The organism is Pseudomonas sp. GW821-FHT05D12 (genome assembly GCF_059419825.1).
Genome location: NZ_JBWKSN010000002.1, coordinates 65,774 through 80,323, shown reverse-complemented (window position 1 = coordinate 80,323; position 14,550 = coordinate 65,774). Strand labels below are relative to the sequence as shown.

The 14,550-nt window shown below is 61.1% G+C and carries 16 protein-coding genes and 1 tRNA gene; 8 read left to right on the top strand and 9 right to left on the bottom strand.

Going from position 1 to position 14,550, the window contains the following annotated elements; genetic code table 11:
• Positions 1-300: 300 nt before the first annotated feature.
• The 4 genes from AC07SI_RS03285 to AC07SI_RS03270 all read right to left on the bottom strand — a co-directional run bounded on the left by AC07SI_RS03285 (position 301) and on the right by AC07SI_RS03270 (position 3,347).
• Positions 301-909 (bottom strand): LysE family translocator, encoded by a 609-nt coding sequence (locus AC07SI_RS03285; protein ID WP_065908275.1) that lies wholly within the window; start codon positions 907-909, stop codon positions 301-303.
• A gap of 70 nt (positions 910-979) precedes the next feature.
• A complete protein-coding gene (locus AC07SI_RS03280) occupies positions 980-1,924 on the bottom strand; it encodes an alpha/beta fold hydrolase (RefSeq protein ID WP_495005084.1) in 945 nt (314 codons plus the stop codon).
• A gap of 269 nt (positions 1,925-2,193) precedes the next feature.
• Positions 2,194-2,358 (bottom strand): hypothetical protein, encoded by a 165-nt coding sequence (locus tag AC07SI_RS03275; RefSeq protein ID WP_282396075.1) that lies wholly within the window; start codon positions 2,356-2,358, stop codon positions 2,194-2,196.
• 278 nt (positions 2,359-2,636) lie between these two features.
• The gene (locus AC07SI_RS03270) at positions 2,637-3,347 is read right to left on the bottom strand and encodes a CerR family C-terminal domain-containing protein (RefSeq protein ID WP_065908270.1); all 711 of its coding nucleotides are present in this window, start codon (positions 3,345-3,347) and stop codon (positions 2,637-2,639) included.
• Between the two features lie 100 nt (positions 3,348-3,447).
• Between AC07SI_RS03270 and AC07SI_RS03265 the strand changes: the two genes are divergently transcribed.
• From AC07SI_RS03265 to AC07SI_RS03245, 5 genes are all read left to right on the top strand, one after another.
• Entirely contained in the window at positions 3,448-4,557 is a 1,110-nt protein-coding gene (locus tag AC07SI_RS03265; RefSeq protein ID WP_213553737.1) for an HlyD family secretion protein, read from the top strand.
• The gene (locus tag AC07SI_RS03260; protein WP_495005083.1) at positions 4,550-6,118 is read left to right on the top strand and encodes a DHA2 family efflux MFS transporter permease subunit; all 1,569 of its coding nucleotides are present in this window, start codon (positions 4,550-4,552) and stop codon (positions 6,116-6,118) included. The genes AC07SI_RS03265 and AC07SI_RS03260 overlap by 8 nt, the downstream gene beginning before the upstream one ends.
• Complete coding sequence (locus AC07SI_RS03255) at positions 6,115-7,533, top strand: efflux transporter outer membrane subunit (protein ID WP_495005082.1); 1,419 nt, start codon at positions 6,115-6,117, stop codon at positions 7,531-7,533. Before AC07SI_RS03260 ends, AC07SI_RS03255 begins: the two co-directional genes overlap by 4 nt.
• A gap of 89 nt (positions 7,534-7,622) precedes the next feature.
• A complete protein-coding gene (locus AC07SI_RS03250; RefSeq protein WP_282396070.1) occupies positions 7,623-8,153 on the top strand; it encodes a GNAT family N-acetyltransferase in 531 nt (176 codons plus the stop codon).
• The gene (locus AC07SI_RS03245; RefSeq protein WP_495005081.1) at positions 8,154-8,411 is read left to right on the top strand and encodes a hypothetical protein; all 258 of its coding nucleotides are present in this window, start codon (positions 8,154-8,156) and stop codon (positions 8,409-8,411) included.
• A 79-nt stretch (positions 8,412-8,490) separates the two neighbouring features.
• On the opposite strand, the gene AC07SI_RS03240 is transcribed toward AC07SI_RS03245, so the two are convergent.
• Both AC07SI_RS03240 and AC07SI_RS03235 read right to left on the bottom strand, forming a co-directional pair.
• Positions 8,491-9,273: a DUF4253 domain-containing protein gene (locus AC07SI_RS03240; protein ID WP_495005080.1), complete on the bottom strand. Its 783-nt coding sequence runs from the start codon at positions 9,271-9,273 to the stop codon at positions 8,491-8,493.
• Positions 9,274-9,409: 136 nt separating this feature from the next.
• Positions 9,410-9,709, bottom strand: a complete 300-nt coding sequence (locus AC07SI_RS03235; RefSeq protein ID WP_106803730.1) for a hypothetical protein — start codon at positions 9,707-9,709, stop codon at positions 9,410-9,412.
• Positions 9,710-10,175: 466 nt separating this feature from the next.
• On the opposite strand from AC07SI_RS03235, the gene AC07SI_RS03230 reads away from it, so the two are divergent.
• Positions 10,176-10,571: a hypothetical protein gene (locus AC07SI_RS03230; protein WP_495005079.1), complete on the top strand. Its 396-nt coding sequence runs from the start codon at positions 10,176-10,178 to the stop codon at positions 10,569-10,571.
• Positions 10,572-10,830: 259 nt separating this feature from the next.
• Here AC07SI_RS03230 and AC07SI_RS03225 read toward each other — a convergent pair.
• Positions 10,831-10,904, bottom strand: a tRNA-Cys gene (locus AC07SI_RS03225).
• Between the two features lie 212 nt (positions 10,905-11,116).
• Complete coding sequence (pvdQ, locus tag AC07SI_RS03220; protein ID WP_495005078.1) at positions 11,117-13,405, bottom strand: bifunctional acylase PvdQ; 2,289 nt, start codon at positions 13,403-13,405, stop codon at positions 11,117-11,119.
• Positions 13,406-13,641: 236 nt separating this feature from the next.
• Here pvdQ and AC07SI_RS03215 point away from each other — a divergent pair, with 236 nt between their 5' ends.
• Entirely contained in the window at positions 13,642-14,022 is a 381-nt protein-coding gene (locus AC07SI_RS03215; RefSeq protein ID WP_065908163.1) for a fe2+ zn2+ uptake regulation protein, read from the top strand.
• A 15-nt stretch (positions 14,023-14,037) separates the two neighbouring features.
• Here AC07SI_RS03215 and AC07SI_RS03210 read toward each other — a convergent pair whose 3' ends face one another.
• Positions 14,038-14,226 (bottom strand): hypothetical protein, encoded by a 189-nt coding sequence (locus tag AC07SI_RS03210; RefSeq protein ID WP_016978057.1) that lies wholly within the window; start codon positions 14,224-14,226, stop codon positions 14,038-14,040.
• Between the two features lie 170 nt (positions 14,227-14,396).
• On the opposite strand from AC07SI_RS03210, the gene AC07SI_RS03205 reads away from it, so the two are divergent.
• The gene (locus AC07SI_RS03205) at positions 14,397-14,531 is read left to right on the top strand and encodes a hypothetical protein (RefSeq protein WP_256595088.1); all 135 of its coding nucleotides are present in this window, start codon (positions 14,397-14,399) and stop codon (positions 14,529-14,531) included.
• Positions 14,532-14,550 lie beyond the last annotated feature (19 nt).

Below are 14,550 nucleotides of genomic sequence, written 5' to 3'. Positions count from 1 at the left end.
CATCTTAGGGGCAAATGCAGTGGCTGTCTCACGCGCTGATCTTGAGAAAAGCGCCCTCGATCAAAGCCCGTGGCAGAACGGCGGCACACGCATCTGATACGGTTTTTTCTTTGTTATCTGCATCTGTATCGAAAAGCCGCCTGGGCGGACAATAGCGCCATCCCCACTCCCTTCCCTTCGGAGGCCTTATGACCAAGATGGCACTTTTCCTGTTCGGCTTTTTGGTATTGACCATCGGCATCGGCCTGCTGGCAACCATCTCGCCGGTCTGATCCAGCCTCAATCGCGGCAGCGGCTATCTCAACCGGCAAACAGCATCGGGTACAACGACAGCACCAACAGCCCCGCCATCACGCCGTTGAAGAGCCGCACCCAGCGCGGCTCACGCAGCACATTGCGCAAGCCCGTGCCACACCCGACCCACACGCATACGCTGGGCAGGTTGACGATGGCGAACACCAGGGCAATCACCAGCACGTTGGTGACATAGCCCTCGGCCGGCGTATAGGTGGTGATGGCGCCGAGCGCCATGATCCAGGCCTTGGGGTTGACCCACTGGAACGCCGCCGCGCCGAGGAAGGTCATGGGCTTGCCGCGCTCATCGTTGCTGTCGGACATGCCGCCTGCCGTGGCGATTTTCCACGCCAAGTACAGCAGGTACGTCGCGCCCACGTAGCGCAACACCGTGTAGGCCCACGGAAAGACCTTGAACACCTCACCCAGGCCCAGGCCCACCGCAATCACCAGCAGCATGAAGCCGATGCTGATGCCCAGCGCATGGGGAATCGAGCGGCGAAACCCGAAGTTCACGCCGGAGGCAAGCAACATGGTGTTGTTCGGACCGGGGGTGATCGAGGATACGAAGGCAAACAACACAAAAGCTGACAGCAGGCTGGTAGACATGACCATGACGCGGCATCCAAACGGGGGTGGCAGGCCTGCGACAGTAAAGCCATCCGCGCGCCGCCGCCCCGTACAGCTAGGAGCGGATCGAGCTGTACACTTTGGCGCCGCCGAGAAAGTCCCGGCAATACTGCGCGGCCAGCTCGGGACATTCGACCATCGGCAAGTGCCCCACGCCGTCGATGATCTGCAGTTGCGCCTGCGCAAGGCCGGCGAGCCAGGTCTGCGCACTGGCGACAGGCACCATGCGGTCTTCGCGGCCCCACAGAATCAAGCTGGGCACGCGCACCTCGGGTAGCCACGGCTCCATGCGGGGGCTGCCTTCGAAGTCTGCGAAAATTTCTGCAAGCTCAGCACGCCGCTTGATATACACCGCCGCCTCGGCCGCCAGCAGCACCTCGGGAATCCACGGCGGCGACGCCATGGTCATGGCGAAGAACCGATCAAACTGCGCCCGCGTGTGAATCAGGAAAGGGTTGTCGCCGGCATTGACCAGCTCTTCCACTTCATTGGGCTGCGGCAATTGCACGCCGGCCGCGCCGATCAGCACCATGGACAGCACGCGTTCCGGATACTGCGCAGCCAGCCAACTGGCGATGTAGGCCCCCATCGAACTGCCGATCACGTGCACCTGCGCGACCTGGCACGCGTCGAGCAATGCCACCATCCGCCGCGCCTGGGCCGCGATGCTGTAGTCGCCGCCGGGCACAAAGGCGTTGCTGCCGTGGCCAGCGAGGTCCGGAATGATCACCCGGTAGTCATCGGTAAAATACCGCGCGAAATCCAGCCACACGCCCTTGTCCGCGCTGAAGCCGTGGATCAGCAGCAGCGCCGGCGACTGGCGATCACCGCCCTGCCAGGTGGCCAGCGTCATGCCCTTGATAGGCACCACCACGCCCTTTAGGCGCGCGCGCCGCGCCTGCACCTGTGCAATCAGCACAAACAGTAGATTGCCCGCCCGTGGGTAGGTCAACCACACCCCGAGCCCCACGAGGACGAGCAAGGCAACGATCACTAGCATCTACGCGTCTCCACCAGCAGAAATGGCTCAACGCTATAGTTGCCCAGCGTGCTTGAATCCGCGCTGAACGGATGATGAACGCCCACAGTGAAATACTTGTTGTCTTTCACGAACCTTTCACAGACGAGCGCCTATGGTCAATCCAGCTCCTAATGAACATCCCTTTAGCCCGTGCCCCCATCACGGGCTTTTCTTTGCCTGTGATTTATCGCGGGCAAAAAAAACAGGCAAGTCATGGTGCATGACTTGCCTGTCTCAGTGCCTATCGGTCAGCGCGGACCGCCACCTGGCCCACCCGGGCCGCCGCCTTGACCATGGCCACCGCCATGACCGCCACCACCGCCGCCTCCCGGTGGCATGAACATCCAGCAGCCCGACAGGGTCGACAACAGCGCGACAACCACTGCCGCCTTGGTTACGTAACTCAACTTCATTCTGCACTCTCTTGCTTGACGAGATTAACTTCTCGCAGGCTATGACCGTGCAAAATGAAGTGCGTCATGACTATCGTGTAACACGTGGGTAAGGTTTGTATGCATGGCGATACAACCCATTGTTTTTCAATAGCTTGGGCTCTGTGACCGTGACAGGAAACACTCGTCGAGGCTAGCCCTTGCGCAGATAGGCAAACATAGGCGGCACGTAATCCGCCTTGCCCAACGCCGTCATCAGGTGAACGTAGAACGGCGGCGTTGCCCAGTCGACCGCGTACTCATTCAGCGCGCAGGTCCCGGTGCCGAACCAACCCCTCCAGCGTAAACCGTGCCTGCATCAGCACCACGTCCCTGACCAGTTCCATCTCCTTGACGCTGACCTCGGTCCACTTCAATGCCTCAAGCAGCTTGGGCTTCTGCACCCGGAAGGCCAGGCCCTGGGTAAACAGCGCCATCGAATGAATGACCGTGCGTTCATCCTCCAGCGCAAACCCGGCCAGGCGCGCGATAAGCAGCCGGATGACCCGGGCGATGCGTGCCTTGAAACGCTCGTCGAACGCCGTGGTTGCACTTGCCGGGCATAAACCGGCCTGGTGGCGGTCGAGGAACGCCCGCCATGCGCTGGTCTGGGGGCTGTCCTGAATGGTCGAGACCACCGCGCCGAGGATGCCCAGTGACACCTCGATCAAGGCCGCATCAGCGGTATTTTCATCCGCAAGCGCCTGTTCAGCGGCCTCGACGGTTTCGCTCATCTTGCGCCACAGCAACGTGATCAAGTGCTCGACGCACGCCAGGTACACGCCTTCCTTGCCGTCGAAGTAGTACTGGATCGCCGGCGCGTTGACGCCGGCCGCGGTGGCGATGTCGCGGGTAGACGCACCGTCGTAGCCACGCTCGCCAAACACCACGACCGCCGCCTCGACGATGCGCGCGCGGGTTTCTTCACCGCGCTGATAGCCACCCTCGGCGGCCGGTTTATGTCGTGCCATGTGCTGCTCCCCTCGAATACCCGAAGCAAAATATACCAGTTGACAAAAATTCGCGAAAAAAGGAATTTATTCCACCTGATATAAATTCTGGAGTGACCCGATGTCCGCCGCACCTCCCTCCCCTCAGGTCATGCCTGAAGACAGCGTCACCACCCAACGCGGCAAGGCCCGGCGGATCCTGCTGACACTGGCGACCGTGGCCGTGCTGGTCGGTGTGTCATGGGCCGCCTGGTGGTGGATCTCCGGGCGCTTCATCGAGACCACCGACGACGCCTACCTGCAGGCCGACAGCATCAGCGTGGCGCCGAAGATCAACGGCTACGTCGCCGAGGTGCTGGTCAGCGATAACCAGGACGTCAAGCGCGGCGACATTCTCGTGCGCCTGGATGCACGTAAATACCAGGCCGTCAGCGACGAGGCCTCGGCAACGATTGCCGCGCGCGAAGCCGATTTCGCCAAGGCCCAGGCCGACCTGGTGCAGCAGGATTCAACCATCGCCGAAGCCCGCGCGCAGTTGCAGGGCGCGCAGGCCGATGCCCAGCATGCGCAGACCGAAGTCGCCCGCTATGCACCGCTGGCCCGCTCGGGTGCCGAACCGGAAGAACGCCTGGCGCAACTCAACAACCAATTAGCGCAGGCGCGCAGCACGGTGGCGGCCAAGCAGGCCGCCCTGCGTTCCAGCCAGACCCGCTATGGCACGCTGCAGGCCCAGCTCAAGCAGGCCCAGGCGCAACTCGGCGTGGCCAAGGCCAGCGAGGCGCAGAGCCAGCTGGATGTGGATGACGCGGTGATTCGCAGCCCGCTGGATGGCCGCATCGCCGATCGCGGTGTGCGTGTCGGCCAATACGTGCAGCCCGGCACGCGCCTGTTGACGGTGGTACCGGTCAGCGCGATCTACCTGACGGCCAACTACAAGGAAACCCAGATCGGCGCGATGCACCCCGGCCAACGCGTGAGCGTGCGCGTGGACGCCCTGCCCGGCCATGACCTGCAGGGCCATATCGACAGCCTCTCCCCCGGCACAGGCGCGCAGTTCGCGTTGCTGCCGCCGTCGAATGCCACCGGCAACTTCACCAAGATCGTCCAGCGTGTGCCGGTGAGGATTTCCCTCGATGTGCCTGAGGACATTCGCGCCGCCTTGATGCCCGGCCTGTCGGCCACCGTGGACGTGGACACCCGCACCCACGGCGCGGACGCCAACCATGGCTGAGGCACTCATGGCCGGGGTGGCCGCCGAGAAACCGCGCAACGCTTCGCTGACCGACTGGATCGCCGTCGCCGCCGGGGCGCTTGGCGCGCTGCTCGCCACCCTGGACGTCTCGATCACCAACTCGGCATTGCCGCAGATCCAGGGCCAGATCGGCGCCACCGGCACCGAAGGCACGTGGATTGCTACCGGCTACCTGATGTCGGAAATCGTCATGATTCCCCTCGCCGCCTGGCTGACCCGGGTCTTCGGCCTGCGCCGGTTCCTGATCGGCACGGCGCTGATGTTCACGCTGTTTTCGATGTTCTGCGGCCTGTCTTCCAGCCTCGGCGCGATGATCGCCGGGCGCATCGGCCAGGGGTTCGCCGGTGGTGCGATGATCCCCACCGCCCAGACCATCGTGCGCACCCGCCTGCCCCCGCATCAATTGGCGATCGGCACCACGATGTTCGGCATGACGGTGATCCTCGGGCCCCTGCTCGGCCCGGTGATTGGCGGTTGGCTGACCGAAAACATCAACTGGCGCTGGTGCTTCTTTCTCAACCTGCCCATCAGCATCGCGTTGATCACCTTGTTGATCACCGGCCTGCCCACTGAGCGCATGAACCTGCAACGCTTCATCAGCGCCGACTGGCTGGGCATTCTCGGCCTGGCCATGGGCCTGAGTTCGCTCACGGTGGTGCTGGAAGAAGGCCAACGCGAGCACTGGTTCGACTCGCTGCTGATCACCTGGTTGAGCATCGCCACGCTGGTCGGTTTTTTCCTGATCGCCGTCGGGCAATTTCGTTCGAGTACGCCGATACTGCGCCTGCGACTGGTGCTCAACAAAAGCTTCGGCAGCGTGCTGCTGATCGGCACGGCAGTTGGCGCCGGCCTGTATGGCACGGCGTATCTGGTCCCGCAGTTCCTCGGCATTCTCTCCGGCTATAACGCCCAGCAATCCGGCGCGATCATGCTGCTGTCCGGTATCCCGGCGTTCCTGCTGATGCCGATCCTGCCGAGGATGCTTGGCCGCTATGATCTGCGCTGGATGGTCGGTATCGGCCTGTTGCTGTATTGGGCCAGCTGTTTTGTCGATACCCAGCTCACCGCCGACAGCGTCGGGCATGATTTTGTCTGGTCACAGCTGCTGCGCGGTTTCGGGCAGATCCTGGTGATGATGCCGCTCAGTCAGCTGTCGATGCGTTCGGTCGAGACTCAGGATGCCGGCGACGCGGCCGGGCTCTATAACATGTCGCGCAACCTCGGCGGCACCATCGGCCTGGCGCTGCTGGGTGTGCTGATGGACCGACGCAGCCACTTCCACGACGACCGGCTGCGCGAAGGCATTCTCGCCAACAGCCAATTGGCCCAGGACCACATGGCGAGCAACGCCGCCAGCTACCTGGCGCAAACCGGCGACCCGTCCACCGCGCATTTGCAGGCGTTGACCCAACTGGCCAGCGACATCGCACGGCAAGCCTCGGTGATGGCCTACAACGACGCGTTTTACCTACTGGGCCTGGCGATGCTGGCGTGCCTGCCCCTGATCTTCATTCTGAAAAAGCGCACGGTACAACGATGATTGCTCGCTCGTTTCCCCTCCTCCTGACCGTCGGGCTGCTGTCCGCCTGCACCGTGGGCCCGGATTACCACGGCGCCCCCGACGTTGCGCCGAAAACCCTCGCCGCAGCACGTTTACCGCATGCCGACAGCGACGTGCCACACGCACCTGCCGTCGCGCAGTGGTGGCAGGGGCTGGGCGATCCGCAGCTCAACGCCCTTATCAGCCAGGCCCTGCAAAACAGCCCGGACATCGCGACCGCCCGGGCCCGACTGCGCCAATCGCGCGCCAGCCTCAGCGGCGCGCGTGCGCAGGCGATGCCCAAGGTCACGGGCGATGCGGCGATGCTCAAACTGCGCTCGCCTGATACCTCGGCGCTGGGCGGTGGCGGCGGTGGGCGCGGCCCGCTGAGCCTGTACCTCGCCGGCTTCGATGCCAGTTGGGAAGCCGACCTGTTCGGCGGCACGCGCCGCGCCGTCGAAGCCGCACAGGCCGAAGCCGACGCCTCACAGGCACAACTGGCGGATGCCCAGGTGCAACTGGCCGCCGAAATCGTGCAGGCCTACACCGACCTGCGTGACCAACAGGCGCGCCTGGCGCTGGTAGAGGCGAGTGTCGACATCGAAAACCAGGCCCTGGACCTCACTCAACAACGCCGCAACCGAGGCGTGGCCTCCCAGCTGCAACTCGAACAAGTGCTCACCCAGGCCGAAAATACCCTGGCCCAGCGCTTGCCCTTGCAAGCCGCCATCGTCGAATCCCAGGACCAGTTGAGCCTGCTGTGCGGCCTGGAGCCAGGCGAACTGGATGAGCGCCTCGCTACACCGCAGGCACTGCCTTCCATTCCCGCCCAAGTACCCGTGGCCGATCCCGCCGCTCTCTTGAAAGCCCGCCCGGACATCCGCGTCGCCGAACGCAAACTGGCCTCCAGCAACGCGCAGATCGGCGAGAAAACCGCCGACTGGTTCCCCAAGCTCAGCCTGATGGGCGACCTGTCCTTCTCGGCCGGCGACCCCGGCCACCTCGCCCGCAAGGACAACGGCACCTGGTTGATCCTGCCGCGCCTGACCTGGAACGTGCTGGATTTCGGCCGCGTCGCCGCGAGCGTCAAAGGCGCCGAAGCCGGTCGCGATGAAGCGCTCGCGCAGTACAAGAGCGTGGTCTTGAGTGCGCTGCGCGATGCCGACGTCGCCCTGGCACGCTACGGGCATCAACGCCAGAACGTGGTGCTGTTGCGCAACGTCGAATCTTCAGCGGTACGCGCGGCGGACCTGACGCGCCAACGTTATCGTGCGGGCACGGCGAGCACCCTGGATTGGCTGGATGCGGAGCGCACGCGCTACCAGGCGCAGGAGAGCCGGATTTCCGGCGATGCCGAATTACTCAAGGACTTTGCCTCGCTGCACAAGGCCCTGGGACTGGGATGGAGCCTGTGACGACGGCGTTTACACGCCCTTGCTGCCTGAGACACACTGGCGACTCGGCAGCGCAATAAAGCGCGCCGACGCGCCACTCAGGGAAGAACATGCTCACCATTCGGCAAGCGACCCAGGCCGACCTCGACGCCTTGCGCGAAGTCGGCTGCGAAACCTACCGGCAACACTTCTCGGCCATCTGGTCGCCCGCCGGCTTGCAGGCTTTTCTCGACCAGGACTTCTCAACCAGCGCGCTCAGCCGCTCACTCGCCCAGCCCGACCAGCACGCCTGGTTTATCGCCGCCGATGACAGCGGCCACCTCGTAGGCTTTGCCAAGGTCAACCGGTCCACCCCTGCCCCCGTGACCGGTGAACCCGGCGCCGAACTGCAAAAAATCTACTTCCTCACCAGCGCCGCAGGGCGCGGGTATGGCAAGCAACTCCTGCAGTTCATTCGCCAATGGGCATTGCAACGTGGAGAACGCTTGCTCTGGTTGGATGTCCTCAAGAGCAATGCCAATGCCCGTCGCTTTTACGCCGCGTCGGGTTTCCAGCAGGTTGCAGAAATTCCCTTCAGCACCGACCTGGCAGAAATCGGCATGGTGGTCATGGCGCTTGAACTCACGTCATCGGAGTCATAGATGAAAGACTTGATACAAGGCCTCGATGGCCCCAGGACGGCGCAGCAGGAACTGTTCTACGACCTGGAAGATGCGGCAGCGGTCATAGGCTGGTCCGTGGTCGAATTGACGGCCATGGCGGCCAACGCGAAAACCCCACACGAAGCGGTGGCGCTGATGAAGATCAGCGCGTTACTGACGGCGCAGCAGGCGAAAATTGGCGGGTACGCCGGGGAGGTGAAGGAGCAGCGTATTCTCAGGAACGAGGGGCCGGCTTGATGGATGGGCATTGGTGCTGGGCGATCTACTCATGTCGTCTATGAAATCAGCGGCGCAGCACTTTTACTGCGCACGGAGTTCATTCCACGTAGCGGAGCCACAAATGCGTCCGACCGGAGATCGCCTGTGCAACTGCGCAAACGCGTACTTGTAGGTCTTCATCGCGAGTGTTGTAGAGCGCACAGAAGTCTTGCGCTACGACGTTAGCCAAGGATGTATCAAGCGGCTCAGCACGAATGAAGCCGATGTAAGAAGCACCTACGCCCATCAACTCAAAGCCATGCGCTTCCGAAAAGTGACGCGCAACCGCAAAGTTCTTCGCTGGATCCAGGTCGGAAGTGAAATAGCCATTCGGAAAAGCCGCGAGTGCCTGGCAAGACTGCTGAACGGGCACCACGACAGCTGAAAGGGGCTGTTCCAGAAGAGAGACAGGGTTGTTCTGATAACCGATCCACTCCTGCAGGGCCTGCTCATCCAGCGTCAAACCATGCGCGCAAGCGTCTTCGAAAGACGTGGCTACAACCAGGTTCATGAAATTGCGAAGACAGATTGCGAACTCCGCTTTCGTAGTCGGATAGCCTATGTATTCACCATTCTCGAAGCACTCTGGCGGTAAACCCGCTATGTCCTGCTCCGATGCATCGTCCATCCCTGAATTGTTGCGCGCATGTCCCGAGGTGTAGCGGGCCTGGTGCAGATCATCGAGCGAGAACAGAGGTGTAAATCCAGGGTGCGCCTCAGCAATCTTACGATGAGCTTCGGCGAGATCGTCAAAGCTGGTAATCCCGCTCACAGCGTACTCATCGCATGTACCTACAGACGGGTTGTCACGCATGCCATTACTGCGAAATTCAATCTCCATAACCTGTTGACTGCTCCATGTTGCTACTGAATTGAGTGAGTAATCCTAAGCGTTCCAGGCTCATCAGCGGAAGATACGTTTGCAAGCGACAACAGGCCTTGGGTTACCTCCCCATGAATGGCCGATACTCCTTTTCTTATTGATGAGTATCAGCCTCCTCTGCGGGATAAAACTCGCCCTCCTTCCCGATTTTTTCCAGCCGTTCGCGCACAATTACCTCAACGCTGGCCACGGCGGCTTGATCATCAGAGTTGACCAACTGCACGCACAGGCGCCGGACATTCTGATCGTGGGTGCCCTCGCTCATCATCTCGTGGGTAAAGACCTGTTCGCCACGCCATAGGCATAACTGGGTATGCGTTTCGCCGAGCCATATTTCGTTGATTGATCTAAGGTCGATGGTAGCTAGTTGATCGACGGTGATTGTCTTATCCATTGCGCTGTACCTTACCCATGAGTAGATACAGGTAGACTTACAGGCATAGCGGGTCGTTCCACGCGTTGGCAGTCCAATCGGGCTAATGGTGGTTAAGCACGTTCCGGTTAGAGCCAGGACAATTGACGATTGGAGGCGGACAGTGCGAGCCGACAAGGGCAATCACGTGACTGATCCGGCTTTTTGACATCCAAATGGCTGTGCCTGAATCAACCTTGATCTCCCCTCCTCGGGCCGTTGCTGCCAGCTAAACAGATGGCGGGCAGACTACGGAACGGCCGACAGCTGTCGGCCAAAAGCGGGCATTGAAAACGGGGTCAAACCACAATTCTTTAACGGTGGTCTGACCCGATTTTTTTGGATGGGCTGCCATTTGAGAGCCGTGCGAGCGAAAAAATAAAACTGCCCGTTATTCCTGTGCTTGGGACAGAATGAGATCTCCCTTAGACACTCGGCCTCGCACACCATGGACGACATTCATTTCACACCGGAACAGGTGGCCTCGCGATCTGGCATTGCTCAGGTGGATAAGGAAGTGAGGCACTGGCTAGTGAGGCTTCCCATCGCTGAGAGACTCGATTTTTTAAAACAACTGTGGCCACTGAACTACCGATACACACTCAAACTGCTCCAGGCTGCACAGCTACCGAGGCAGGAAAACGAGAATATGTTCAGGCACTGGCTGCGTACGGGCCAGCACAATACGGCGCAGGAACTTATAAAGCGGTTAGAGCCGGTTTGGGGAGAGAGAAAGTTCTGGGAGATTGCTTCGCAGGAGGCGCTGATGCCGGTTATGCGGGATTTCTTAAATTACTATGGCGGTGGGCGGTTGGGCTCTCAATCCGACGTAAAGTGCGAATAAACTTATTTTTTGGTAAGCGTGACGATCGTCGATAAACCACACAAAGAAGCAGTCTTGTACACATGTGCTTTTCGTCGGCAGCTACCGCGAGGGGCTGCAATTCGAAATAACTGATCAAACCGAAGCCTGACTCAGGCGTCGGTTTAACGAACAACGAACAGGAGGGGGTTGCGGAACACATTCTAAAAATTGCGGAACGATTCCTAAATCCCAGGCAATAAAAAACCCCGCAGACGTTAATCTACGGGGTTTCTAAGAGTGGAGGCCGAGGTCGGAATCGAACCGGCGTAGGCGGATTTGCAATCCGCTGCATAACCATTTTGCTACTCGGCCTCAAACGATCAATGCCCTTACCACTGGCATTCACCGCATAAAAACTTGAGCGGGCTATAAAACCCTGCCTCTACTCTAACTCATTGAATACATTGAAGTTTTTAATGCTTCGTTGCGTTCGATGGGCGCCATTATGTACTCATTTGCTTTTGCCTGCAACCCCTTGATTTCAAAAATATTTCGCATGGGGATCAAGGGGTTGCGTGCCTGCCCTACTCCTGTACGCGCCGTTCCTGATACGCCGGGTCGGCCTTGATCTGGGCGTCGGTGAAGGGCAGCGTGCGCAGTTTTTTCTGGGAGAATAGCTGCGTCTGGTCCTTGGAATGCGCGGACGCGGGGTTGCTCGACAGGGAGAATGCCAGCACGCCCTGGGCATGGGGGCCCTGGTCGTCGAAGGTGACGATTTGCAGGTAGCTGCTGCCGCTGACCACTTCGCGCTTGCCGTCGGCGCGAGGCACGGTTTGCATGGCGTTGTAGATCCCCAACTCCTGCGGGCCACCATGCACCGGGGTCTGGCCAGACACCTGGATATCGCCCCATCGGCTGTCGGCACCCAGGCCGAGTTTGGCGACCGCTGCGCTGGAAGCCAGCATGGCTTCGCGCAGGGCTTGGGCAACAGGCGCGCGGTCGATGGCCAGGCCGCGTGGTGTGGTCAGCGGCTGGGTCGGGTCGAAAGGCACGCGCCAGGCGTCGGGGATTTGCTGCAGGTGTTCGACCAGATCGATGAAGTGCACCAGGCCCAGGCCACTGTCGAGGTTGGCGTGCCGGTCCCAGGTGTTCAGGCGGCTGCACAGCGGTTGCAACGTGGTGGCGTCGGCGCCGAGTTGCTTGGCGCAGAACTCGAGCAGGTCAAGCATGACCTGGCCCGCGAGGTAGACCTCATTGTCCATGACCATGTTCTGCAGGTCGACAACGCGGATCGGTTGCTTCTCCAGGGACTGCAGCCGCTGCAGGGCAAAACGCGCACGCGGGCCAAGGCCGATGTGGTCCTGGCTGATCACCGGTGAGAAGCCGGTCAGCGGCGCCTTGGGATTGGCCATCCAGGCCGAGTCGTTGGAGTGCTGCACGTAGTCGGTGCGCGCAAGTTGCGGCAATTGGTCGGCGGCGAAGATGCCGGCCTGGGCCGCGCGCGGGTCCACATCCCAGGCGCAGGCGCTGTGGGCGCCGTCGAGCATGATCATCTGCAGGCCGGCACGCGGGTCGCTGCATTGCGCCAGTTTCGCCGCACTGACGTTGGGCACCACCGACAGGTTCATGTACAGACTTTGGCCTTGATCATCGGCGGCCACGGTGTTGACCCATGGAATGCCTTGCAGCGTGTGGACGGAGGTTTGCAGGGCCTTGAGGTCGCTGGCCTGGTTCATCGCGTACCACTGCTGCAGCACGCGGTCGTTGCCCAGGTTGGCATCGCGCAAGCTGAATGCGTAGTGGTTGTCCCAATCGAGCTTGCCCGGCCATTGCACCACCGGGCCGAACTGCGAGCTGTAGACCGGATGCACCACGGGTTGAATGCTGCCGTCCGGCTGTTTGACCTGCACGGTCACCGTGGTTTTTTCCAGGGCAATGGATTTGCCGTCGAGCAGGTAGCGCGTGGCGTCGTTGGGATCCAGCGTCAGGCGATACAGCGTGAAGTGCTTGGAGGTATCCACCGTATGGGTCCACGCCACATGCTGGTTGAAACCGATATTGATCACCGGCAGGCCGGGCAATGCGGCGCCCATCACATCGAGCTGGCCGGGGATGGTCAGGTGCATCTCGTAGAAACGCATGCCGCCCACCCACGGGAAATGCGGGTTGGCCAGCAACATGCCACGGCCATTGAACGAACGCTCTCGGCCGACCGCGACCGCGTTACTGCCGCGGTCCAGGCTAAAGCGCTGTTGCTGGGCGTCAGCCAGTGCAAAGGCCTTGGCAGTCGGCCGCACGCTGGCGGTCGCCTGTGGCGGTGCCGCGCCTACCAGGGCTTCGGCAAACTGGCCGACACCGCCTTCGACCAACAACCTGCGCGTCAGCTTCACCAGGTCGCCAACCTCCAGCGGCCGCACCCATGCCGCCTGGCACTGCGCGGGAGCGCCCTGCTCTTTCAGGTATCGGTTGTAGCCGGCGACGTAGCCTTCCATGCGCTGGCGGATCTGCGGGCTTTGCGCGTTCCAGAACGCGGCGACGGCCTGCGGCGTGTTCAGCCAGGTGAAAAACACATCACTGGCCAGGTTGCTGCGTTCCTCCAGGGTCGACTGCTCGGGACCGAAGAATTTGGCGCGCTGGCCATTCACCGTCACCACCTCATTGGCCAGCAGGCACAGGTTGTCCTGGGCATACGCGTAACCAATGCCCAAGCCCAGGCCGCGCTCGTCGCTGGCACGAATATGTGGCACGCCGAAACTGGTCCGCCGAATATCCGCCGACGCTTGTGTCGACTGTTCCCGCGCCGATGCGGCCAGGCTCAACCCCAGCAACAGCCCCGCCACGCACACCCTGGACAACCCGTTGGAAATAATCACGCAGACTCCACAGTCAAATTGAACACCCTCACCAGGGGTAGCTACCCCACCGTAAGGACGCAAAAAGCCGCGGACAATTTAGCGCGCGCCGAGGTTTATTTAAGGCGGCGCGACTGTGACAAAACCGATACCGACAAAATTTCTACATCCGAGACTTCATGATTTTGCTCGCTCGTACGTCTTATTAACTAAGAGCGCCATCATTTTCCTGATCAGGCTCTGATAAGGAGTTTTGCATGTACAACCCGCAAGTGCCCACGGACGGACATTCACCGGCAGCCGACGCCCATTACGGCAGCGGCGCACAGACGTTCGGCAAAGCGCCCGAACAGCAAGGCAACCAGCGTATTCGCCATTTGCTCAAGTGTTTCGGTTTGCGCACCAGCCTGATTCGGCTGAAGGTCATCGACGCCCTGCTCACCGCCGCCGACAACCAGCGCACGCTGGGCGTGCGCGGCGTGCACAGCCATTTGCTCGAACTGGGCATCCCGCTGTCGTTTCTGAGTGTGCGCGAGGTGCTCAAGCGCCTGTGCAGCGAGGGCGTGATTACCCTCAATGCGGATAAAAGCTACAGCCTCCATGAAGAGGCTGCGAAGGTACTCGAAGGTCGCGCCTGACGTCGCGTCGCAGGCTTAGAGCTTGACCTTGCGGCGCATGATGCCGTTGATCACCACCACGACCACTGCAACGGCAATGGCGATGGTCTGGAACGTCTTCTCACTGATCGCCCCGATGTTCTGCAGATAGGACAGGCCAAACATCGTCGCCAGTACCGCCAGGGCGATCAGAATCGAGTATTTCAAACGTTGCTTTTGGGTCATGACGGGTTCCTGAACCTGAAAAATGTATCCACTTTGTATCGCCGAACATGCCAAGTACATACCCGGCAACGGGGATGGACGCGGGTCGGCAGGGTCCTATGTTACAGGCGATGAAAAGCTTTGGCTTGTCTGACGCCTGATTGATCCTGTAAGCCCCGGAGGACTTGGACATGCTTCGTCGTATCGCACTGCTGATCCCCTTGCTGGTCATGTTGAGCATGAGCGGCTGCTTCTTTTTCCCGCACGGAGGCGGCTGGCACGACCATCGCTATTCAGAAGGCGGGCCGGGGTACTACCACCGCTGACGCCTGAGCGGTATCAGAA